At 53.3% G+C, this 23,658-nt stretch carries 16 protein-coding genes; 8 read left to right on the top strand and 8 right to left on the bottom strand.

Annotated elements, in window-relative coordinates:
* Positions 1-74: 74 nt before the first annotated feature.
* Entirely contained in the window at positions 75-11,261 is an 11,187-nt protein-coding gene (locus tag OGY37_RS17055) for a BapA/Bap/LapF family large adhesin (RefSeq protein ID WP_286621301.1), read from the bottom strand.
* Between the two features lie 584 nt (positions 11,262-11,845).
* Positions 11,846-12,328 (bottom strand): SsrA-binding protein SmpB, encoded by a 483-nt coding sequence (gene smpB, locus OGY37_RS17050; RefSeq protein WP_003031211.1) that lies wholly within the window; start codon positions 12,326-12,328, stop codon positions 11,846-11,848.
* A 154-nt stretch (positions 12,329-12,482) separates the two neighbouring features.
* Between smpB and ratA the strand changes: the two genes are divergently transcribed.
* Together ratA and OGY37_RS17040 are read left to right on the top strand one after the other, a co-directional pair.
* A complete protein-coding gene (gene ratA / locus OGY37_RS17045; protein ID WP_003826396.1) occupies positions 12,483-12,926 on the top strand; it encodes a type II toxin-antitoxin system toxin RatA in 444 nt (147 codons plus the stop codon).
* Positions 12,910-13,206, top strand: a complete 297-nt coding sequence (locus OGY37_RS17040; RefSeq protein WP_008785525.1) for an RnfH family protein — start codon at positions 12,910-12,912, stop codon at positions 13,204-13,206. Before ratA ends, OGY37_RS17040 begins: the two co-directional genes overlap by 17 nt.
* A 49-nt stretch (positions 13,207-13,255) precedes the next feature.
* Here OGY37_RS17040 and bamE read toward each other — a convergent pair whose 3' ends face one another.
* The 3 genes from bamE to nadK all read right to left on the bottom strand — a co-directional run bounded on the left by bamE (position 13,256) and on the right by nadK (position 16,375).
* Positions 13,256-13,600, bottom strand: coding sequence for an outer membrane protein assembly factor BamE (bamE, locus tag OGY37_RS17035; protein ID WP_003826401.1), 345 nt, complete (start codon positions 13,598-13,600; stop codon positions 13,256-13,258).
* Between the two features lie 149 nt (positions 13,601-13,749).
* Entirely contained in the window at positions 13,750-15,411 is a 1,662-nt protein-coding gene (gene recN, locus OGY37_RS17030) for a DNA repair protein RecN (RefSeq protein WP_286621299.1), read from the bottom strand.
* Positions 15,412-15,496: 85 nt separating this feature from the next.
* Entirely contained in the window at positions 15,497-16,375 is an 879-nt protein-coding gene (gene nadK / locus OGY37_RS17025; protein WP_003826406.1) for an NAD(+) kinase, read from the bottom strand.
* A 122-nt stretch (positions 16,376-16,497) separates the two neighbouring features.
* On the opposite strand from nadK, the gene grpE reads away from it, so the two are divergent.
* On the top strand, positions 16,498-17,091 hold the full coding sequence (gene grpE / locus OGY37_RS17020; protein WP_003826408.1) for a nucleotide exchange factor GrpE: 594 nt from the start codon (positions 16,498-16,500) through the stop codon (positions 17,089-17,091).
* Between the two features lie 49 nt (positions 17,092-17,140).
* Here grpE and OGY37_RS17015 read toward each other — a convergent pair whose 3' ends face one another.
* Positions 17,141-18,430, bottom strand: coding sequence for an HlyC/CorC family transporter (locus OGY37_RS17015; RefSeq protein WP_003826409.1), 1,290 nt, complete (start codon positions 18,428-18,430; stop codon positions 17,141-17,143).
* An 18-nt stretch (positions 18,431-18,448) separates the two neighbouring features.
* On the bottom strand, positions 18,449-19,240 hold the full coding sequence (locus tag OGY37_RS17010) for a cytochrome C assembly family protein (protein ID WP_003031224.1): 792 nt from the start codon (positions 19,238-19,240) through the stop codon (positions 18,449-18,451).
* A 165-nt stretch (positions 19,241-19,405) separates the two neighbouring features.
* Between OGY37_RS17010 and ffh the strand changes: the two genes are divergently transcribed.
* From ffh to rplS, 5 genes are all read left to right on the top strand, one after another.
* The gene (gene ffh, locus OGY37_RS17005; protein ID WP_003031226.1) at positions 19,406-20,767 is read left to right on the top strand and encodes a signal recognition particle protein; all 1,362 of its coding nucleotides are present in this window, start codon (positions 19,406-19,408) and stop codon (positions 20,765-20,767) included.
* Between the two features lie 249 nt (positions 20,768-21,016).
* Positions 21,017-21,265 (top strand): 30S ribosomal protein S16, encoded by a 249-nt coding sequence (rpsP, locus tag OGY37_RS17000; protein ID WP_003031228.1) that lies wholly within the window; start codon positions 21,017-21,019, stop codon positions 21,263-21,265.
* Positions 21,266-21,283: 18 nt separating this feature from the next.
* Positions 21,284-21,832 (top strand): ribosome maturation factor RimM, encoded by a 549-nt coding sequence (gene rimM, locus OGY37_RS16995; protein WP_003031230.1) that lies wholly within the window; start codon positions 21,284-21,286, stop codon positions 21,830-21,832.
* Between the two features lie 44 nt (positions 21,833-21,876).
* Entirely contained in the window at positions 21,877-22,644 is a 768-nt protein-coding gene (gene trmD, locus OGY37_RS16990; RefSeq protein ID WP_003826417.1) for a tRNA (guanosine(37)-N1)-methyltransferase TrmD, read from the top strand.
* Between the two features lie 39 nt (positions 22,645-22,683).
* A complete protein-coding gene (rplS, locus tag OGY37_RS16985) occupies positions 22,684-23,031 on the top strand; it encodes a 50S ribosomal protein L19 (protein ID WP_002914145.1) in 348 nt (115 codons plus the stop codon).
* A gap of 132 nt (positions 23,032-23,163) precedes the next feature.
* On the opposite strand, the gene OGY37_RS16980 is transcribed toward rplS, so the two are convergent.
* Positions 23,164-23,646 (bottom strand): OmpA family protein, encoded by a 483-nt coding sequence (locus OGY37_RS16980; RefSeq protein WP_148361623.1) that lies wholly within the window; start codon positions 23,644-23,646, stop codon positions 23,164-23,166.
* Positions 23,647-23,658: the final 12 nt, after the last annotated feature.

Here is a 23,658-nt window from a genome sequence, read left to right as displayed (position 1 = left end):
CGACGACTGTTATTGCCCCGGACGTCATGGCATCCGGGGCTGTAGTTATGGCGCTTTAACGCATTGCGTTAACGTCAGGGTACGATGTGATTTTGTTGCACCAGCTCATCGAGCGTGGTGTGTACGTTCTCCAGCGTTATGAGATTGGTTGAGTGATATGTGTTGCCCGTACCGTCGCGGTCGATGGCAATCACCGTGTTGTTACCGCTGGTGGTTACGGTGAGGTAGTTGCCGAGTGTAGCGTTCTGCCCGTTCCAGCCCACCAGCAGGTCGCCGATATCGATTTTGTCACCCTGGGCCAGCGAGAAGTTGGTCCAGGTATCGGTAGCACCATTGCTAATGTTGCCGCCGGTAGCGTCGTTGGCGTTGAGCAGGTGATAAATCAGCGTATCGCCGTAGGCGCTGCCAGTCAGGCGATCGGCATCGACGGTACTCACCACTTGCGGATTCATATTGATGGCCAGCGTAGCGGTATCGGTATGGCCATTCTGGTCGTTAAGGGTGTAGGTAAATGTCTCTTTGGTGACGATGGTGGAGAGCGAGACATCGCTGTTGAGGGCATAGGTGTAATGACCATCAATGCCAATGGTCAGTTTGCCGTACAACCCGTTAATGATGGCGCTGGTCGTGCTACTCAGCGGATCAAGCGTGGCGGTACTGCCGCCCGTGCCGTTCACCGTCAGCAAGGTATGCACGCTGGCAATATGGTCTCCGTCATAAATATTGCCGGTGACGCTGTTCGCTGTGGAAGTCTCGAAGTTTTGCAGGTCGATTATCGTGCCTTTCACGCTGGGGGTGATGGTGATATTCCCCAGCCCCAGCCCCCCGACGCTTCCGGTATAGTCGAGGCGATAGTTGCCGGGGTGCAGTACGATCCCGCTCAAGGCTATATCGATATTGCCGCCAACCAGCAATCCGCCATTGAAAGAGTTACCGGCAATCTTGATGTTGTTGCTGTCATACAGCGCCCAGGTGACGGTCAGCCCGCCCAGCGTCAGACCTGACGCGACGTTAAAATGCAGTATGGCGTTTTGCACCGCCGTTCCCGTAGCGATTTCAATGACGCCAGTACCACTTTTTGAGGTGGGTGAAAGGAGTTGGGCACTCCAGCTGGCGTTCCCGACGCTGTCGTCGGTAAACGACCGGGAAGTATCCGCCTGGGTGGTGACCGCCATCGTGCTGCTGACGTCATTTACTGCATCCAGCGCCTGCGGTGTTGGTTTGATATTCAGCGATGCACTGCCGGTATCGCCGTTTGGCGCTTTGACCTTATACACGAAACTGTCCGGCGTATTGATACCGTCTGCGCCCAGTCCGCTTCTCAGTGTGTAGGTGTAATTCCCTTTCGCATCAATAGTCAGCGTGCCGTACTGCCCGTTAATGGTGGTAGTGCCCGTTGTGTTCACGGTGACACCGTTCACTTCGGTGATAACGGTATTGGCCGGAGCCGAGTCGTTGACCAGCAGGTTTCCATTGGTTGTCGCACTCAGGCTGTCGACGGCGTAGGTGTGATCGGCCTGGATATTCAGGGTATAGCTGGTCAGCAGCGTCAAACCGCCGGAGGCGTTAAGCAGGAACAGGTAGTCACCGCCAGGTAGGGTGATGGTGTAATCCGTTGAGCTACCTCCTAGCAGCGCCGTGACCCAGTTGGGCTTCACGCGGAACTGCTCATACTGCTGAATGGACTCGTTGAAGCGATAAACATAGAGATCAAAACCGCCCACCGTGACGCCGAGAACGCTGGCCTTGACGGTCAGCGTGCGGGTCGCGCCGTCATCTACGTTAAATTTGATCGGGTTGGTTAAACCGTTAACCAGGCTGACGTCCAGCACATTACCCAGTCCGACGTTGGCGAGGGTGAAGCCGGTTTGCTGTGATGTGCCATGATCAACCGCGATGACCTGCGTCCCGTAAGTCAGCGCAGCCACATCATCTGCCGCGGTTACCGTACTGGTGGTTGGAGCCTGACCGAGCGTTACCACCAGTTTTGCCGAGGAGTGATCGCTGCCATGCGTCAGCGTGTAGGTAAAACTTTCAGAACGGCCATACACCGAGATTGACGTATTGGTCAGGGTATAGGTGTAACTACCGTTCTGATTGATATGCAGAATGCCGTATTTCCCCTGCACATTAATGCCCTCTGCCGGGATGTTCACGACGTTGCCGTTACCGTCGGTGATGGCGGTGACCAGCGTACCGGAAGGGGCGTTATCCTGCCCGTTGGCGGGATCGGTATCGGTGATGATATTACCAGACTCGGTCGTACCACCGGTGATGGTCCCTGCGCTGGCTTTTACCACTGAGACATCAAGGCTGGTATATGCCCCGGTCGCCAGCAGGTTGGTGTTGTAGCTGACCACGCGGTAATCACCGCCAGTCAGTCCGCTGTAATTGAGCGTTACGCCCGAGGCGCCCAGGGTGAGCAGGCTGGCAAAGTTTGGTTTCCCGGTATCCACCACTGTCACCCAGGTATTCAGCGCGGTGTCAAAGCGCTGGATGACGACTTCAAGCGTGTTTAAAAGCGACAGCACCACGCCGGTCGCTGCGGCATTGATCGTAATGGATCCGCTGCCGCCAGAGGCGATGCTGAAATTCACGCTTGCCGTATCGTTCCCCAGCACGTTGGCGACATTTCCCAGCGCATTGACCAACAGGAAACCATAATCGCTTTGATGCTCGGTGCTGACGGTGACATCGGTTTGTAGCGGCAGGCTGGTGACATTGTCTTCAGCCAGCAGCGGCAATACTGGTGCGAGAGCGCTTGTCGGCGATGAGGCATTTCCCGCCGCATCGGTCGCCGTGGCGGACAGCGACTGCCCTTCAATTTGGCGAACCGGCAGGTTGACGCTGTAGACACCGCTGCTGTTGGCGATTGCCGTCACGCTGGTGCCGCCGGGCAGAGAAATGGTGACGGTGCTTCCCGCTTCGGCGACGCCGCTGACGGTACCGCCATCGGCGCTGATCAGGATCGTTGGTGCGGTCGGTGGTGTGGTATCCACAATCACGCTGAACGAACCGGACAACCCACTTGCGCCGTTGGCGTTGGTTGCCGTGGCGGTAAACGCATGGTTACCTTCACTGAGTGCACCGGATGGGGTAAAGCTCCAGATCCCGTTACCGTCTGCGGTCGTGAAGCCCATTAGCACGCCGTTGTTGTACAGATTGATGACGGCGTTAGCCTGCGCCGTTCCGCTGAGCGTTGGCAGGGTGTCATTGGTGGTTTTACCGGGAGCGACGGGTCCCATGATAGTGCCGACGTCATCGAGCACGCTGGCAATAACAGGCGCAGGTGGTACGCCGGTAAACGGTGCCAGCACGCTACCCGCCGTACCGATGTTGCCTGCGGCATCCTGTGCGCTGACCAGCAGAGTTTGCCCACTGATTTGCGGTGGGTTCAGAGTGAAGGTGAAATTACCGGAGGCGTTGGCGGTTGCCGTGCCGAGCACCGTTCCTCCGCTGGAGGTAATAATGACCGTGCTGTTTGGCTCGACAACGCCGGTGAGCGCGGTGCCGTTGGCGTTTACCGCCAGCCCGGTTGGGATACCCGGGGCAACGGTATCGACCACGATCGCTGCCGCAGACGATATGCCACTGGTATTACCCGCACTGTCCGTTGCAGTGATGGTAAACGAGTGGGTACCTTGTGCCAACGCGGTAGTCGGGGTGTAGCTCCAGTTGCCGCTGCCGTCCGCCGTTACGCTGGTGACAAAGCTGCCGTTATCATAAATATCAACTCGCGCGTTGGCTTCCGTGATGCCGTTTAACGTTGGACGCGCGTCGTTGGTCGACTGATTGCTGCCAATCGGCCCGGTGTTTGGCCCGACATCGTCAATAATACTGCTGATTGAAGGCTGCGTCGGCGCCGTGGTGTCAACCACCACGCTGAAGCCTGCGGTTGCGCCGCTGGTGTTGCCCGCCGCATCGGTGGCGGTGACGGTGAAGGTGTGCGATCCATTTGCCAGCGGTGTGGTTGGGGTAAACGACCAACTGTTATTGCTTTGCACCAGCGCGGTACCCAACAGGGTGCTTCCGTCATAGATGCTGATGGTGCTGCCTGCCTCGGCGGTGCCGTTCAGCGTTGGACGTGCATCGTTGGTCAGTTGTCCGTTGCTGAGCGCTGCATTGAACACGCCGCCTGCGATATCATCCACCACAGAGACCAGCAACGGGACGGATGGTGCAATGGTGTCGACATTAATCGTAAACCCGCCTGAGACAGGACTCACGTTCCCGGCGGCGTCGGTGGCGATGGCGGTAAACACATGCTGACCGTTACCCAGCGTGGCAGGCAGATATTCCCAGGTGCCGTCTATCGTCGCAGTCACCGTTGCCAGCAGCGCGCCATTATCGTAGATGGCTACCCGGGCACCGGCTTCCGCTGAGCCGCTGAGTACGGGGCGGGTGTCGTTGGTAGAGGCTCCGTTCGATAGCGTTCCGGTTCCCGGCTGCACGTCATCAAACGCCTGGATAATCGTTGGCGCAAGCGGGGCGACGGTATCAACAACGATGTTAAATCCTGCAGATGTCGGGCTGACGTTTCCGGCCGCGTCGGTGGCTGTTACCGTCAGCGCGTGGTTACCGTTGCTAAGTTGGGTTCCCGGTGTGAAGCTCCAGGCGCCCGTACCATCTACAGGAGCAGATCCGATCAGCGCTCCGTTATCGTAAATTTTCACCGTGGAATTGGCTTCTGCCGTACCGCTAAGCGTCGGGAGTGGATCGTTCGTGGCCTGACCGTTGTTCAGATTTCCAATCAGTGGGCCGACATCATCCGCAACCTGAGTAATCACTGGCGCTGTCGGTGCCAGAGTATCGACAGTGTAGGTAAAGCCACCAGAAGGCAGGCTGGTATTGCCTGCGCTATCTGTAGCCGTGACGGTCAGAGTATGCTGGCCGTTACCCAATGCCGCGGAGGGCGTAAAACTCCAGTTTCCGCCTGCGCCGACGATGGTGGTGCCAATCGGCTGACCATCGCTCAGGACGGTAATCGTCGCGCCAATTTCACCGGTACCGCTGAGCGCCGGGCGACTTTCGTTGCTGATTTGCCCATTGGAGATTGGCCCGGTTGTCGGCGCGGTATTGTCCTGAACGGTCAGAATTACCGGTGCAGACGGGGCAATAGAGTCCAGCTCAATAGTAAACGATGATGATACTCCGCCTGTGTTCCCCGCCTGATCTGTGGCAACGACGGTGAAAATATGTTGCCCCTGTCCCAGCGGAGTATCCGGAGTGAAGCTCCAGTTACCTGACTCGTCCACCTGAGTTGTACCTATTTCAGCGCCGTTATCACGGATCGTGATGATGGCGCCAATCTCGCCTTTGCCGTTCAGGGTAGGCTGCGCATCGTTTGTAAGCTGTCCGTTGGTCAGCACGGTATTGCCGAGCTGATCGTCAATTACTGAGGTAATGCTCGGTGCGGCTGGCGCCAGCGTGTCGACGACGACCACAAATGGTGGCGTTGTCGGGCTAATGTTACCCGCGTTATCTGTAACGCTGGCAGTCAGCGAGTGGCTTCCTTCTCCGAGAGCAGGGGCAGGCGTAAAGCTCCAGTTGCCATTTTCGTCGCTGGTGGTTGTGCCGATTACCGTGCCATTATCGCGGATGGTAACAACCGAATCCGCCTCGGTAACGCCAGCAAGCGTTGGGGTATTATCATTGGTCAACTGCCCGGAGGTCAGGGGCTGGATCGTACCAACGTTGTCCGTGACCGTCACAATAGATGGCGCATTCGGTACCAGGGTATCGACAATGATCCGGAAATCACTGGATGGATCTCCCTGGTTGCCAGCGGCGTCCGTTGCGCGGACGGTAAAGAGATGATCGCCTTCTCCCAGCGGTGCTGTCGGGGTAAAGCTCCAGAATCCGTTACTGTTTACGGTCGTTGTGGCATAAGCGATACCGTTATCGTAGAGGGTAATGGTTGCCCCGGGTTCGCCAGTTCCGTTGAGCGTCGGACGTGAATCATTTGTAATTTGCCCTTTATCCAACGATCCAGTGCCGGGGGCAACATCGTCGATAATGCTGGTGATCGTTGGCGCTTGCGGTGCCGTCGTGTCGATGGTGATAGCGTAGTTGGGTGACTGACCGCTCAGTATGCCATTGACGGTTTGCGCCACAGTGAAGTTATAGGTTACGCCATTAGTCAGTGGGTCGGGTAACTGATAACTCCATGCGCCAGACACGGCATCGGCAGTTACCGTGATGGGGAGCAATGTGCCATTTATATAAATATTAACAGTCGCCCCTGCTGTGGCCGTCCCTTGCAGCAACGGTAATGTGTCATTGGTAGTTTTACCGTTGCCAATCACCCCCATGATAGGCGCAATGTCATCAACGATCTCAAGCGTTGGTGGATGAGGAACGCTGGAGGTTGCAGCGTTAAACGTTGTCGGATCGCTTTGATTTCCGGCGGGATCCTGAGCGATGGCGTTGAGCGCCTGACCGGTTGTTTGTGCTGGCGAAATTGTGACAGCGAAGTTACCTGAACCGTCTGCGATCCCTTGGCCGAGGATCGTGGTACCGCTGCGAATGATGACGGTACTGCCTGGATCGGCAGAGCCGCTAACCAGCGTACCTTTCGGGTCTACGCTGGTAACCGTAGGCGTTGCAGGCGGCAGGGTATCGACAATCAACGTCAGCGGGTTATCTGCTGTCAGTGAGTTACCTGCGTCATCCACGGCGCCGAAAGTCAGTGTGTGAGTGACATTGGGCGTGAGGGGGACATCCACACTCCAACTGCCGTTAGCAGCAACGGTAGCTGTCGCAATGGCGATGGGATTGTTACCATCGAAAATCAAAATCGTACTGCCCGGTGTGCCGGTACCGCTAATGGTTGGCGTTGTATCGTCCGTGACGCTGCCGCTGGTTAGCGAACCGGTAAAGACGCCAACGTTATCCTGGATATCCGTGACCTGCGGCAACGTTAACTTCGTGTTGTTAACCGTAAACGAAATGCTGTTTGAATTGTCGCTGACGTTACCTGCGGGGTCAGTTGCGGTAGCGCTTAATGTGTAGTTTCCGTTTGCCAGCGCAGTCCCGGGGGTAATACTCCAGGTACCGCCTGCCACCGTTGCAGTGCCGATCACCGTACCGCCGTTATACAGAGTGATGATGTCTCCATTGACACCTGTACCACGAATGGTTGGCGTGGTGTCATCGGTCACGGCGTTGGGCGCAAGGTCACCCATGATATCGCCGATGTTATCATTGGCGGCGATAATCACCGGCGGCGCAGACGGCGTCGTGTCGATGTTCAGTGTTATAGCTGTTGATGGCTGGCTGACGTTGCCTGCCGGATCGGTTGCGGTGAGGGTTACCTGGTAAGTACCTGGAGTAACCGGTGCTGGCGGAGTAAAGCTCCAGGTTCCGTCTGCACCTACTGTTGTCGTTCCCTGCAAAGGGGGAGTGCCGTTCAGATAAATGGTAATCAAATCCCCGACGTTTCCCGTGCCGCTAAAGGTTGGCGTGGTATCGTTGGTGTTGCCGTTAGTGACCACACCTGTTACCGGAGCCACATCGTCGGTAATGATTGGCGCGGCTGGTTGTGCGGGAGGTGTGTTGTCTACCGTCAGGGTAAAGCTGGCTGATGGGATCCCCGTGTTGCCTGCAACATCAGTCGCCGTAGCAGTGAATTTGTGCGGCCCGTCGGCGAGTGAGGTTGGGGTAAATGTCCAGGTGCCGTCTGGCTGTACGGTGACGGTGCCAATGGAACCGCCATTATCATAAATCGTAATCTTCGCGCCGGGCTCGCCGGTTCCGGAGAGTTCTGGATTCAAGCTTTTGGTACTGCTGCCGTTACTCAGCGTTTGTAGATTTGTCCCAATCAGACCTTCTGCGGAGCTGATAACTGGGGCTGCTGGTGGGGTGGTATCAATCGTTAGCGTAAAGGTCCCGGCATTACTGGCGTTGCCTGCAACGTCCGTGGCAATAGCGGATAAATTGTGTGAGCCTTCACTGAGCGGTTGGTCGAGTTGAATACTCCAGGTGCCTCCGGGCAAAACAGTCGTGCTTCCAATTGGCGTAGTTCCATCATAGAGAGTGATCTTAGAACCGTCTGTTCCAGTTCCTTTCAGCTCTGGCAAGGTATCGTTTGAACGGCTTCCGGTAGGCAGATCGATCGGTGCATTCCCAACGTCGTCGGTAGCAGCCAAAATGACAGGATCGCCTGGCGGTTGGGTATCTACGGTAACGCTGACCACTGTGGGTGAAGTGATGACATTACCGGCGGCATCAGTTGCCGATACCGTAAACTGATGGGTGCGATCGCTGAGCACCTGATTCCCCGGAACGGTATAACTCCAGGTACCCGAGCTGTCGACAAGAATAACCGTCAATAACTGAATGCCATCGTACAGGTTCACCAGTGAACCTGGCTCACCGGTACCCGAGATGGTTGGCGTATTGTCGTTGGTGACCCAACCGTTATTTGCAACGCTGCCCGTAATGCTGCCAACGTCATCGTTAACCAACGTTATCACTGGAACAGTTGGCGTAATGGTATCGACAATTATTTTCCAGCTTGCCGCGCTGCTGGTGTTATTCGCGGCGTCTGTGGCTGTCACCGTGAAGATGTGAGCGCCCTCGCTTAGCGCCGAGACTGGCGTATAGTTCCAGTTACCGTTGATATCAGCGACAACGGTCGTCAGCAGGGTGCCGTTATCGTAAATTTTGACCTGAAAACCTGCTTCGGCGGTGCCTTCCAGCTTAGGTTTGCTATCGTTGGTGACATCGCCGTTTTTGAGAGGGCCCTGGTACATGGGCTGGTCATCCGTCACGGCGGTGATGATGGGTGTTCCGGGGGCGGTAATATCCGGAGCCACCGCGGAAGTTGGCTGACTCTCGTTATTGCTGCTGTCCGTTGCGGTAACTTTTACCGTTTCGCCGTTCATTTTCGACGGCGTAATCGACACCGTGAAGTTGCCGCCGCTGTCTGCCTGGCCTGTGCCGATCTGATTACCATTGCTGTCTTTTACGGTGACGGAGCTTCCCGCTTCAGCATGTCCGCTTACAGAACCACCGTCCCCGGCGACGATGACGCCGGTAGGCGCGTCAGGTGCCGTGGTATCCGGGGCGGTAATCGCGCTGTTGCCGCTGGTATTGCCAGCCGCATCCGTCGCATTGGCGACAAGATGTTCTCCGTTGGTCTGCGGCGGAACCAGCGTGGCGGTGAATTCTCCGTTCGAGCCGGCGGTTGCTGTTCCAATTATCGCGCCACCAGGATCCAGAATATGTACCGTACTGTTGGGTTCCGCCATGCCGGTAACCTGATCGCCTGTAGGATTAATCACCAGATTAGCTGGCGGTTGTGGTGCTGTGATGTCTGGCGCGAGCGCGGTTTCCGGTTGGCTTGGGTTCCCGGCGGGATCGGTGGCAATAGCGGTAATGGTTTCACCATTGGTCTGTGGCGGGTCAATGGTAATGGTAAATGAGCCATCCGTTCCGGCGACGCCGCTGCCGATCTGAAGACCGTTATTATTGATGGTCACGGTACTTCCTGGTTCGGCTGTACCGGTGACGACAGAGCCGTCGGCAGATACGTTCAGATCGTCCGGTGCTGACGGTGGCTGAGTATCGATAGTGATATTGAATGCCGCTGACGTTCCTCCCGTGCCCAGGTGGTTGGTTGCTGTGGTGGTGAAGGAGTATGAGTCGTCCTGCAAGTTGGTGTTGGAGGTCCAGGTCCAGTTGCCGCTGGAATCGGCAAGCACGCTTACAACAAGCGCACCGCTGTTATAAATGTTAACCGTGCTGTTGGCGTCTGCGGTACCCGAGATCGTAGGCGTTGGGTCGTTGGTGGCCTGATTATTGTTCAATGGTCCAGTTGAGGGGGTAACATCATCCACAATGCTGACGATAACGGGTACGCCCGGGTAGCCAGAGTTAGTGGCATTGAAGGAGGTATCTGGCCCGATGTTGCCTGCCTGGTCCTGAATCTTCGCGATCAGTGCTTCACCGTGCGTCTGTGAAGGTGAAATCGCGATGACGAAATTGCCGGTTTGATCAACGGTAGTTGAACCCAAAACCTGATTATTACTACCGATGATAATGACCTGGCTTCCCACCTCTGCACTACCGGTTACCTCGGTGCCTTGCAGGTTTACGGAGGAAATGACCGCGCCTTCAGGCGGGGTGGTATCAACGGTGAATGTCGGTACACTCGTTTCCGTGCTCACGTTACCCGCATCGTCAGTTTGCGTCAGCGTCAGATTGTGAACACCGTCGCTAAGCGGTGTATCCGGTGTAAACGTCCAGTTACCATTGTCATCCACCTGAACCATGCCAATCAGAATGCCATTATCAGAAATACTGATGTAAGAGCCCGCTTCACCAGTGCCTGTGAGTGTTGGCGTGGCATCGTCGGTTACGCCGTTATTACCTATCAAGCCTTTAATGGAACCTGAATCGTCAGTTACTTCTGTGACCACTGGGGCGTCGGGGGCAAGCGTATCGACAATAATCTCCCAACTGTCCGACATGTCGCTGCTGCCCGTACCGTCTGATGCACTGACGGTAAACTTGTGGGTACCGTCTGCGAGCGGAGAGGATGGCGTAAACGACCAGTTGCCGTTGGCATCGATAGTGACCTGGCCGATTTCGACGCCGTTATCAAAAATATGCAATGTGGCATTTGCGGGGCCGGTGCCCTGGAGAGTGGGCGTATTATCGTTGGTGGATTCCTGCTGATTAACAGGACCAGTAATCAGCTCCTGGTTATCGATTATGCTGGTGATAACGGGTACGTCAGGCATGTTAGGGGTTGTTGTTGGCGGTGAGCCGCCATCCCCATTATTACCGTTGCCATTTCCGCCATTTCCGTTTCCGGCGTTATTATCACTCCCGCCGCCGCCGCCGCCGCCACCTGCCGCGAGGCCAATTCCGCCTGCGACCGCGATCCCACCAAGAACCCACGGCCAGACGGCGCCGCCTTCATGGCTTCCCTCGGCAGTCATTAGTGGAGTGAGATCGTCCAAATGCTGGAAATGGAATGCCCCATCAGTATCCTGAACCCACCACAGCGCACCATTACTGTCTTCCAGAACAAGCTGGTTTTGCGCATCACCTTTTCCGACGTAGAAGTTCTTAATGGTGATGGTTTCACCTGAGCGGAGTGTGACAACCAGATCCTGATTAACGCGTGTCAGTTGACTCACCTCCTCACGCGACACCGACAGTTTCACGATAGAAGGCGAACTGAGCGTAACTTCAGAGGATTCAACATTTGTGGAAACGCCAGTTAATTTTGATACAACGGCGAGTAGACGCATATGTTCACTCCTGATGGCATGTCGGGAGTATTAATCCGCAACAGCGCGCTGGGAAAATGAGCAGACAGGGGCCCGTTCATCATAAAGATGAATTTAGACATGTAATTACATTGATTAGGTCATACAGATGTTCGTTTACTTATCAAATACGTTTGGGACCTGTCGGCTGAATAGTTCTTTCGTATTAGATGATATAGTCAGAAAGAAAGTATTCTGCAACTTATCCATATTAAAAATATATTTGGCTTATTGAAAAGGATACTTTCCGGTGCGTATTTAATGGTTGGTTTTTTAGTTAATTTATTGTATCTAAAGGGTTTGTGATTTAACTGGGATGAGGAGGTGATATAATAAACAACAGTAATAATAGTGTTATTAAATAAGTTTAAATACAGGTGGTATGGTCTTGAAGTTTTATTTTATTAGACTATGGAGTGCTACGGTAATGCCAGGGAAGTTTATTTTATACCTGAACGATTCAGCTCAAATAAACCATAAACTCGATGAATGTATTAGGTGGGTTTCAATAACTAAAAAATAAGAACCAGTCTCAGGATGAGAGACTGGTCATAGGGGAGTAGCGATTAGCGACCAGCATTTTTCATAATACGTGCTTTATCTAACTGCCATTCGCGTTCTTTCACATCGGAGCGCTTGTCGTGCTGTTTCTTACCTTTTGCGACGCCAATTTTCACTTTGCACCAGGCATTTTTCCAGTACAGTGAAAGCGCAACGACGGTATAACCGTCACGATTCATACGACCATACAGGGAGTCGAGTTCACGCTGGTTTAACAACAGCTTACGGGTACGGGTGGGATCACATACTACATGCGTTGAGGCAACAGCCATCGGTGTGAAGTTGGCGCCAAACAGGAACGCTTCGCCGTCTTTAAGGATGACGTAGCTGTCGCCGATGTTAGCTTTACCCGCGCGCAGGGATTTGACTTCCCAACCTTGCAGAGCGAGTCCTGCTTCGAACTCTTCTTCAATAAAGTATTCGTGTCGCGCGCGCTTGTTCAGCGCGATTGTGGCTGAGCCAGGTTTGTGTGCTTTTTTCTTCGTCATAATGCCGCTCAGTATAGGTAATCTGGAATCGAAAAACACCCCATTTCATCCAGCGGGGCGCAAGGCGCTATCTTAGCACGAGTTAGGCTATAGCGTTTTTTTTAGCGGGGGATAAATGGTATTATTTGTGTGATTGATATTGATGGAAATTGTTATGCCTCAGATTAGCCGGACCGCTTTAGTACCTTACAGTGCGGAACAGATGTATCAGCTAGTGAATGATGTTAAATCCTATCCCCAGTTTTTACCGGGTTGCACCGGTAGCCGTGTGCTGGAGTCAACTCCGGGACAGATGACAGCGGCGGTGGATGTCTCGAAAGCAGGGATCAGCAAAACGTTCACTACGCGCAATCAACTGACCAGTAACCAGAGCATCCTGATGCATCTGGTCGACGGACCGTTCAAGAAACTCATTGGCGGATGGAAGTTTACGCCACTGAGTCATGAAGCGTGCCGCATTGAATTTCATCTCGATTTTGAGTTCACCAATAAATTAATCGAGCTGGCGTTTGGTCGTATCTTTAAAGAGCTGGCTTCAAACATGGTGCAGGCCTTCACGGTTCGCGCGAAAGAGGTTTACAGTGTCAGCGTCAGCTAAAATTGTCGTTGAAGTGGCGTATGCGCTGCCCGAGAAACAGTATCTGCAACGTGTAACGCTGCAACAGGGCGCTACGGTGGAAGAGGCTATCCGCGCTTCCGGGCTGCTGGAATTACGTACCGATATCGATCTCAGCAAAAATAAAGTGGGCATTTACAGCCGTCCGGTAAAGCTTGCTGATGTTCTGCAGGACGGTGACAGGGTGGAAATCTACCGGCCACTGATTGCTGATCCGAAAGAGCTGCGCAGACAGCGAGCAGAGAAATCCGCTAAAAAATAGCAGACAATAAAAAAGGTGCTCATTGAGCACCTTTTTTGATCTATCAAACCTACTTGTTGTCGGTCAAAGCAGGTTTGTTATCAATGTTGGTCAAAACGCCGCTGCTGTTAAAGGTCAGCGTCAGTGTTTGCTGAGTTACGCCTTCATGACCAGGTTGCTGACGGAACACATAAAACCAGGTGTTAGTGCCAAAAGGATCGGACATCATTGGTGTACCCAGAGCATAAGCAACCTGCTGTTGCGTCATACCCGTGCGCACTTTGGCGACATCGGTAGGTGTCAGATAATTTCCCTGGTTGATGTCAGGGCGGTAAACCACTCGCTCCAGAGTGGAACAGCCTGCAGTCAACATCAGTAGTACTGCTGCAGCAGCAGTCAGCGTTTTACAGCGCATAGTGATTTGATTCCTTTTCGGGCCCGAGCAGTACGCGGCTCATATGTAATATGCCGATGATAATAGACCTTTCACCACTTTAAAACCTTTTGCTGTCGGGTCGGTCGGCGATTTTATGTTGAACTCAGACCTTAACAAGGTAAAAAAGTTTATGCCGCCAGCAGTTCTTTTGCATTTGCGAGGGTATTGCGCGTTACTTCGCTACCGCCAAGCAGGCGGGCTAATTCCTGCAGGCGAGCGCGTTTATCAAGCGGCTGCATGTGTGTTTCGGTCATCGCGCCATCCGTTTCTTTGCTGACGTAGAAGTGTTGATGGCCACAGCCAGCAACCTGCGGCAGGTGAGTAACACACATTACCTGAGTTGACTCGCCCAACTGACGCAGCATTTTTCCCACTATCGCAGCAGTCGGGCCGCTGATACCGACATCCACTTCATCGAAAATCAGCGCAGGTGTTTCCATTTTGCGTGCGGTAATAACCTGAATAGCCAGCGCAATGCGCGACAGTTCCCCACCTGAAGCCACTTTCGCAATCGGCTGCAACGGCTGGCCTGGGTTAGTGGTCACTTTAAACTCTACGCGATCGGCACCGTCTGCGCTCAAATGATGTTCCTCAAATTTCACATCAATGCAAAAGACACCGTGCGGCATTGAGAGAGTATGCATGCTCTCTGTAATCAGTTGTCCCAGTTCCTGAGCATAATGCTGGCGCTGTTTGTGCAGCATTTTTGCCGTTTCCAGAGCCTGCTGGTGGTGATTATTCACCGCCAGGGTTAAGGTTTCGAGCGAGTCGGCCTGATCGTCTAACTGCTGTTGTTCATCCAGCAATGACTGATAGAACTGTGGCAGCGCTTCAGGGGCAACATGATGCTTGCGGGCCAATGAGATTTGTTTGGAAATACGCTGTTCAAGTTCGAACAAACGGTTAGGGTCCAAATCCAGACGATCGCAATAGTGGCGCAGCTCGTCGCTGGCTTCGCTGAGCTGGATAGTGGCCTCTTCCAGCATATCCAGGATACCGGAAAGTTTGCCGTCCATGCCTGCCAGTTCAGTGACCAGGTGCTTTGCGGTGTACAGTTGGCTTTGCAGGTTGATGTCTTCGTCATCCGCCAGGATAGCCAGCGCCTGTTGGCTGGTGGTGAGCAATTGCCCGCTGTTAGCCAGACGCTTGTACTCTTCATCAATTTGCTCAAATTCACCCGGCTGCGGGTTGAATTCGTTCAGTTCCTTTAACTGGTATTGCAACAGTTCCGCCCGGGCTGCGCGTTCCTGACTTTGTTGTTGATGATGCGCCAGATCACGACAGCTTTGGTGCCACAGCTGGTAGCGCGCAGCCATTTCCTGAGTCAGGGACGCTTCATTGGCGTAACCATCCAGCAGAGACTTTTGGTGTTCTGATTTTGTCAGGAGCTGATGCGCATGCTGACCGTGGATTTGAATAAGCAACTGGCCCAGCTCACGCAGCTGTGACAGCGGTACGGCAGTGCCGTTAATGAAGCCACGTGAACGTCCGTCGCTGCTGATAACGCGACGCAGCAAACATTCACGGCCTTCCTCAAGCTGGTTTTCTTCCAGCCAGCGCAGAGCCGCGGGGGTGTCTTTTAAGGCGAATCGCGCGCAGAGGTCGGCTCGCGTGGCGCCTGCACGTACCATGTCGGCGTCTGCGCGTCCGCCCAGGCACAAACCGAGAGCATCAATGGCAATGGACTTACCCGCACCGGTTTCACCGGTAATAACGGTCATTCCGTTCTGGAAATCGATCTCAAGTTCACGAACGATAGCAAAATTGCTGATGGTCAGTTGTGCCAACATAGCTGTTTTCCTGTATGAAAAACCATAACTGTAATTACATACAGTATAAACTGGTTTTTTATACAGTAAAGAGGTTGGCGTTAAATTAGAATAATTTTTTTGACCAGCCTAGTTTAGTGCTTAATGTGTTGAAATAGCTGTAATCTTTTGGGTGTATCAGGTTTAGATGATAATCACAGCGGCGAATTAATACGTCTTCACCTTCCTGTATAGGCAGGGCGATCTGACTGTCGCAACTGATTTCCAGATCGTTACGGCGATGAGAGAAGCGCAGGCGAATGGTGCTGCTACTGTTGATCACCAGCGGTCGCGCGGAAAGCGTATGCGGGAACATCGGGACCAGCGTAATAGCATCCAGCGAAGGCGTCAGGATCGGACCTCCGGCAGAGAGCGAGTAGGCGGTAGAGCCGGTCGGTGTGGAAATAATCAAGCCGTCCGAGCGCTGGGAGAAGGCAAAAATTTCATCGATATAGACTTCAAATTCAATCATGTGCGCCACTTTTCCGGGGTGCAACACAACTTCATTGATCGCCGTGCTAATACGCTTCTGGCAATCCTGTTGGCACACCTGGGCTTCAAGTAAAAAGCGCTTTTCGCTGATGTAGTGGCCTTCCAGCACGTCAGCTAACTGTTGGTGGGCATTGTCTGGGTCAAGGTCGGTCAGAAAACCGAGATTACCGCGGTTAATGCCAATAACCTTGATGTCATAACGTGCCAGGGTGCGTGCGGCGCCCAGCATATTGCCGTCGCCGCCGACTACCACGGCGAGGTCTGCCTGCTGGCCAATCTCTGCGAGCGTACCGGTTTTCACATTTTTCAGCTGCAGCTCGTGGGCGATTTGTTGCTCAACGATAACCTCATAACCTTTGGCGCACAGCCAACGGTAGAGCATTTCATGTGTGGTCAGTGCAGTGGGGTGACGTGGATGCCCCACAATGCCAATACACTTGAAATGTTTGTTCATTTTCTCGAGGTCCTTGTAACGAAGATTAGTGACAATGTGAGTACTTCCCTTGAATCCCTGAATCTGATCCCCATAATAAGCCAAGTTAGCGAGATGAATGCGAAAAAAACGCGGAGAAATTCATGAGTAGTAAAGAACAGAAAACGCCTGAGGGGCAAGCCCCGGAAGAAATTATCATGGATCAGCACGAAGAAGTTGAGGCGGTTGAACCAGACGCTTCTGCTGAGCAGGTGGATCCGCGCGATGAAAAAATTGCGAATCTGGAAGCTCAGCTTGCTGAAGCCGAAACGCGCGAGCGCGACAGCGTGTTGCGTATCAAAGCGGAAATGGAAAACCTGCGTCGTCGTACCGAACTGGACGTAGAAAAAGCGCATAAGTTTGCACTGGAAAAATTCGTCAACGAACTGCTGCCGGTGCTGGATAGCCTGGACCGTGCGCTGGAAGTTGCGGACAAAGACAATGACGCTATGGCGGCTATGGTCGAAGGTATTGAGCTGACCCGTAAGTCAATGCTGGATGTTGTGGCGAAGTTTGGCGTACAGGTGGTTGCGGATATCGACGTGCCGATGGACCCGAACGTGCACCAGGCGATTGCAATGGTAGAGTCTGACGACGTTGCTGCCGGTAATGTGCTGATGGTTATGCAGAAAGGCTATACCCTGAACGGACGTACCATCCGTGCGGCGATGGTCTCTGTGGCGAAAGCCAAAGGCTAATTAGCCTCAGACCGGGTAATGCTGATGCGCTACCCGGTCTGGATTACTCTCACTGGTCCGATACGCTTTCCCGCAGCGGTTTGACGGGCAACACCTGCACCTGTTTAATCATATTGTCCTGCACGTCGAGAATATCGATATCGTACTGCCCAATACGCACACGTGTGCCAGCAATCGGGATCTCTTCCAGCGCTTCAAGAATAATACCGTTCACAGTACGTGCGTCATCTTCCGGCAGATGCCAGTTAAACGCCTTATTGATTTCACGAACGTTGGCGCTACCGTCAATGATCACCGAACCGTCATTCTGCGGCGTGACTTCTTCGGCAAGCGTCGGTGACATTGAGGTCGTGAAGTCACCAACAATCTCTTCCAGGATATCCTCGACCGTAACCAGTCCCTGAATATCGCCATATTCATTGACGACCAGTCCCACTTTCTTCTTGTTGCGCTGAAATTTAATGAGCTGAGTGCTGAGTGGCGTGCCTTCCGGAACGTAATAAATTTCGTCGGCGGCGCGTAACATGGTCTCTTTGGTGAACTCTTTTTTCTCGGCCATCAATCGCCAGGCTTCACGTACGCGTAGCATGCTGATGGCGTCATCGAGCGAGTCGCGATACAGCACAATACGACCGTGCGGAGAGTGCGAAAGCTGACGCACGATTGATTTCCAGTCATCGTTAATATCAATGCCGATGATTTCATTACGCGGGATCATGATGTCATCGACGCTGACTTTTTCCAGATCCAGCACTGACAGCAGCATATCCTGGTTACGGCGTGAGATTTGCGAGCGCGATTCATTCACCAGTGTGCGTAGCTCATCTTTACTCAGCGAACCGCTCACTACGATATCCGTTTTGATGCCCATCATGCGCATCAGCAGCCGTGTGATGGTGTTGAGTAGCCATACCAACGGCATCATCAGAATCTGCAGCGGAGCCAGCAGGACGCTGCTCGGATAGGCGACTTTTTCCGGATATAGCGCGGCAATCGTCTTTGGCAGCACTTCGGCAAAAACCAGCACCACAAACGTCAGTACCCCAGTGGCAATGGCGACGCCCGCATCGCCATACAGGCGCATACCGACAATGGTGCCGAGCGCGGAGGCCAGAATATTCACCAGATTATTACCGATGAGCACCAGGCTTATCAGGCGATCCGGCTTGCGAAGTAACTTTTCAACGCGTTTCGCCTGTCGATTTCCCTGCTTGGCCCGATGACGTAGACGATAGCGATTCAGGGTCATCATTCCGGTTTCAGAACCGGAAAAATAGGCGGAAATGACCACCATGATGAGGAGCGTGACAATGAGCGTGGTGGTGGAGATGTGTTCCACGTAGGATTCCTTAAAGATTTAACTCACGAACTGCTGCAGGATGCGACTGCCGAAATAGGCCAGCGTCAGAATGCCTGCGCCTGCGACGTTAAACCATACGACGCGACGTCCGCGCCAACCTTCATGGTAATGCCCCCACAACAGAACGATATAGACAAACCATGCCACGATAGAGAGAACGGCTTTATCAATGTTCTCGGTACTGAACAGGTTATGCATGTAAAACAGGCCAGTGCACAGGGTGAGCGTCAGCAGAACCACGCCAATTTGGGTGATATGAAACATTTTCCGCTCAATACTCATCAGTGGCGGCATCTCATTGCTGAAGGCCAGTTTCTTGTTTTTCAGCTGGTAGTCAATCCACGCAAGCTGTAGCGCATAGAGTGCGGCGATAATCAGCGTGGCGTAAGCGAACAGCGATAGCCCGATGTGAATCATCATGCCCGGCGTAGCTTCGAGATGAGTGATGAACTCGTTAGGCATAAACGTGGCGAAGGCCAGGTTTATCAGCGCAAAGGCGTAGACAATAGGCAGCAATAACCAGCCACGATTGCGGGACGCGACGATGGTCATAACCGTACAGATCATCAGGCTTACCAGCGAGCCGACGTTCAACAGACTCAGGTTTTGTCCGCTTTCACCGCCGGGTAGGATACGCGCTTCCAGGGCGATAGCATGGCTTACCAGCGCAACAACCGCAGAGAGAATAGCCATACGCCGCCAGCCGCTGTTTTTTTGCAGCAGTGCGGGAATAATCAGCGCGAGGCTGACTGAGTAGGCGACAAGGGCGAGCAGAGCAAAAACGGGCATATAGGTGTCGACAGTTGGCCAGTGATAAAGAAAAGCAGTATAGCGTTACGTGACCGCTGCTCCAACCGTTGCATAACAACAAAGGCGGCTTCATGTTATACTGCGACAAATTTCTGTTGATGTGTCGCTGTCGCGACCGACCGTTTCCACCCCAGGCGAGAGACAATGTTTGATAATTTAACCGATCGTTTGTCGCGCACGCTGCGCAATATCAGTGGCCGTGGACGCCTTACTGAAGACAACGTTAAAGAGACGCTGCGCGAAGTGCGCATGGCGCTGCTGGAGGCTGACGTAGCGCTGCCGGTAGTGCGTGAGTTTATCAATCGCGTAAAAGAGAAAGCGGTTGGTCATGAAGTTAACAAAAGCCTGACGCCGGGTCAGGAGTTCGTCAAGATTGTCCGTAACGAACTGGTTGCGGCAATGGGCGAAGAAAACCAGACCCTGAATCTGGCGGCACAGCCGCCAGCCGTGGTGCTGATGGCGGGCCTGCAGGGTGCGGGTAAAACGACCAGCGTCGGTAAGCTGGGTAAATTCCTGCGCGAGAAGCACAAGAAGAAAGTGCTGGTGGTCTCCGCGGACGTTTATCGCCCGGCGGCGATTAAACAGCTGGAAACGCTGGCCGAGCAGGTCGGTGTGGACTTCTTCCCGTCGGATGTCGGCCAGAAGCCGGTCGATATCGTTAACGCCGCGCTGAAAGAAGCCAAACTCAAATTCTACGACGTGCTGCTGGTGGATACCGCCGGTCGTCTGCACGTTGACGAAGCGATGATGGACGAAATCAAACAGGTCCACGCTTCTATCAAACCGGTAGAAACGCTGTTTGTGGTCGACGCCATGACCGGTCAGGATGCCGCGAATACCGCAAAAGCCTTTAACGAAGCGCTGCCGCTAACCGGCGTAGTGCTGACAAAAGTTGATGGTGATGCCCGTGGCGGTGCGGCGCTCTCTATTCGTCATATTACCGGTAAGCCGATTAAATTCCTCGGCGTCGGCGAGAAAACCGAAGCACTGGAGCCGTTCCATCCGGACAGGATTGCTTCGCGCATTCTCGGCATGGGCGACGTGCTGTCGCTGATCGAAGATATCGAAAGCAAGGTTGACCGCGCGCAGGCAGAAAAATTAGCCAGCAAGCTGAAAAAAGGCGATGGCTTCGATCTCAACGATTTCCTTGAACAGCTCAACCAGATGAAAAACATGGGCGGTATGGCAAGCCTGATGGGCAAGCTGCCGGGCATGGGTCAGATCCCTGACAATGTGAAATCGCAGATGGACGATAAAGTGCTGGTGCGTATGGAAGCCATCATCAACTCGATGACGATGAAAGAACGCGCTAAGCCGGAAATTATCAAAGGTTCCCGTAAACGCCGTATCGCTGCCGGTTGCGGTATGCAGGTTCAGGACGTAAACCGCCTTCTGAAACAGTTCGACGACATGCAGCGCATGATGAAGAAAATGAAGAAGGGCGGAATGGCGAAGATGATGCGTGGTATGAAGGGGATGATGCCGCCTGGATTCCCAGGCCGCTAATCGGCCTGGCTTGTTTGCCATTTCGGCACCGGGGTGTGCTCGCCATCCTCACGTACTGCGTGTACGCTCCGGTGGCTGCGCGCACGCCGGCACCGAACTGACGGCACCGCCAACGGCCTTTTATAGCAGAGTTATCAACTGCTGATTGCATTTTCCCCAGAAATCAGTAAAATTTTCGGGCTTTTAATATGACACCCGGGCTCCGTTCCTCGATGGGGCCTGGGTGTTTTATTCACACAAGAGGATGTTATGGTTACTATTCGTTTAGCTCGTCACGGCGCTAAAAAGCGTCCGTTCTACCAGGTTGTTGTTACCGACAGCCGTAATGCACGCAACGGTCGCTTCATCGAGCGCGTTGGCTTCTTTAACCCAATCGCTAGCGAAAAAGAAGAAGGCACTCGCCTGGATCTGGATCGCATCGCTCACTGGGTTGGCCAGGGCGCGACTATTTCTGATCGCGTAGCTACGCTGATCAAAGCAGCAAACAAAGCAGCTTAATCTGTCACGGTGGTCATGATGAGCAAGCAACTCGCCGCACAGGCTCCTGTGGAACCCATCGTTTTGGGGAAAATGGGGTCTTCTTACGGTATCCGTGGTTGGCTCAGAGTGTTTTCTTCCACTGAAGACGCCGAAAGCATTTTTGACTATCAGCCCTGGTTTATCCAGAAGGCGGGTCAGTGGCAGCAAGTACAGCTGGAAAGCTGGAAGCACCACAATCAGGATCTGATCATCAAGCTGAAAGGCGTTGACGATCGTGATTCGGCGAATCTACTGACTAATTGCGAAATTGTCGTGGATTCCTCGCAGTTGCCAGCGCTGGAAGATGGTTCCTACTACTGGAAAGACCTTATGGGCTGCCAGGTAGTGACTACTGAAGGCTACGATCTCGGTAAAGTCGTCGATATGATGGAAACCGGTTCGAATGACGTCATCGTCATCAAGGCAAACCTGAAAGATGCGTTTGGTATCAAGGAACGTCTTGTGCCGTTCCTCGATGGGCAGGTTATCAAGAAAGTCGATCTCGCTACTCGTACTATCGAAGTAGATTGGGATCCTGGTTTTTAAACCACCGGATAAACGGTAAAAGTCGGCGTTATGGGGATTGGCTTGTGTTTATAGGTATCGTTAGCCTGTTTCCAGAAATGTTCCGCGCAATTACCGATTACGGGGTAACTGGCCGGGCAGTAAAAAATGGCCTGCTGAACATCCAGAGCTGGAGTCCTCGTGACTTTACTCATGACCGGCACCGTACCGTGGACGATCGTCCTTACGGCGGCGGACCGGGGATGTTAATGATGGTGCAACCTTTACGGGACGCCATTCATGCAGCAAAAGCTGCGGCTGGTGAAGGCGCAAAGGTGATTTATCTGTCACCTCAGGGACGCAAGCTTGATCAAGCGGGCGTTAGCGAACTGGCCACGAATCAAAAGCTGATTCTGGTATGTGGTCGCTATGAAGGAATAGATGAGCGCGTGATTCAAACCGAAATTGACGAAGAATGGTCAATCGGCGATTACGTACTCAGCGGTGGTGAGTTACCGGCAATGACGCTGATCGACTCCGTTTCCCGGTTTATTCCGGGAGTTCTGGGTCATGAAGCTTCGGCAATCGAAGATTCTTTTGCTGATGGGTTGCTGGATTGCCCGCACTATACCCGACCTGAAGTGTTAGAGCAGATGGAAGTACCGGCAGTGTTACTGTCGGGGAACCACGCTGAGATTCGTCGCTGGCGTTTGAAGCAGTCGCTGGGCCGGACCTGGCTTAGAAGACCTGAACTTCTGGAAAACCTGGCTCTGACTGAAGAGCAAGCAAGGTTGCTGGCGGAGTTCAAAACGGAACACGCACAACAGCAACATAAACATGATGGGCAGGCGTAAGCCCCCAATATCAGTTTACCCAGGATAAGAGATTAAATTATGAGCAACATTATTAAGCAACTTGAACAAGAACAGATGAAGCAGGACGTACCTTCCTTCCGTCCGGGTGATACCGTGGAAGTGAAAGTATGGGTTGTTGAAGGTTCCAAAAAACGTCTGCAGGCATTCGAGGGCGTGGTTATCGCTATTCGTAACCGCGGTCTGCACTCTGCATTCACTGTTCGTAAAATTTCCAACGGCGAAGGCGTTGAGCGTGTCTTCCAGACTCACTCTCCGGTAGTTGACAGCATTGCTGTTAAACGTCGTGGTGCTGTTCGTAAAGCTAAACTGTACTACCTGCGTGAGCGCACTGGTAAGTCTGCTCGTATCAAAGAGCGTCTTAACTAAGATTCGCGCAAGCGACATCCTGTTAGAAAAGGGCTGGCCGAAAGGCTGGCCCTTTTTTTATCCCGACGTTTACTTCTTTTATTCTTTATGGCAATGGAATGACTGCGCGGCGCGCAGCCAGTTGGGGGATGATTATGGCGTTGAGATCACAACCGCCACGCGGCGGTTTTCAGCGCGACCTTTTGATGTCTGGTTGCTGGCAATGGGATATTTCTTCCCGAGTCCCTGAGTCGTCAGGTTGGTGCGGGGAATATTAGCGCCCTGCGCCCAGGCATCGGCAACAACATTAGCGCGTTTGAGTGACAGAGCTTCGTTATAGCTGTCTTCGCCGTAGTTATCGGTATGACCATCCAGGCGAGCATGATTCAGCCCGGTAGCTGCTAGTTTGGATGCCATTTCCTTGATCTGTTTTTCACTTTCAGGACGGAGTTTATAGTCATTTTTGTCAAACAGGATGGTGTCAGACAGGCCGAGAGACCAGTCTCCTGATGCTTCAGTAAATCCGTATGATTTCATGGCTGCAATTTGCTCCGGGGTAAATTTCCCTTGAGGTGCCTGACAGCCAGCCAGAATCAGTAAAAGCAGAAGAAACGGGGATAATAAACGTTTTAGCATGTGTGTAATTCC

Origin of the sequence: Citrobacter sp. Cpo030 (assembly GCF_030333005.1) — a bacterium.
Lineage (GTDB): Bacteria > Pseudomonadota > Gammaproteobacteria > Enterobacterales > Enterobacteriaceae > Citrobacter > Citrobacter portucalensis.
The sequence above is the reverse complement of the archived record's forward strand: the minus strand, read 5'-3'. Positions and strand labels throughout refer to the sequence as shown.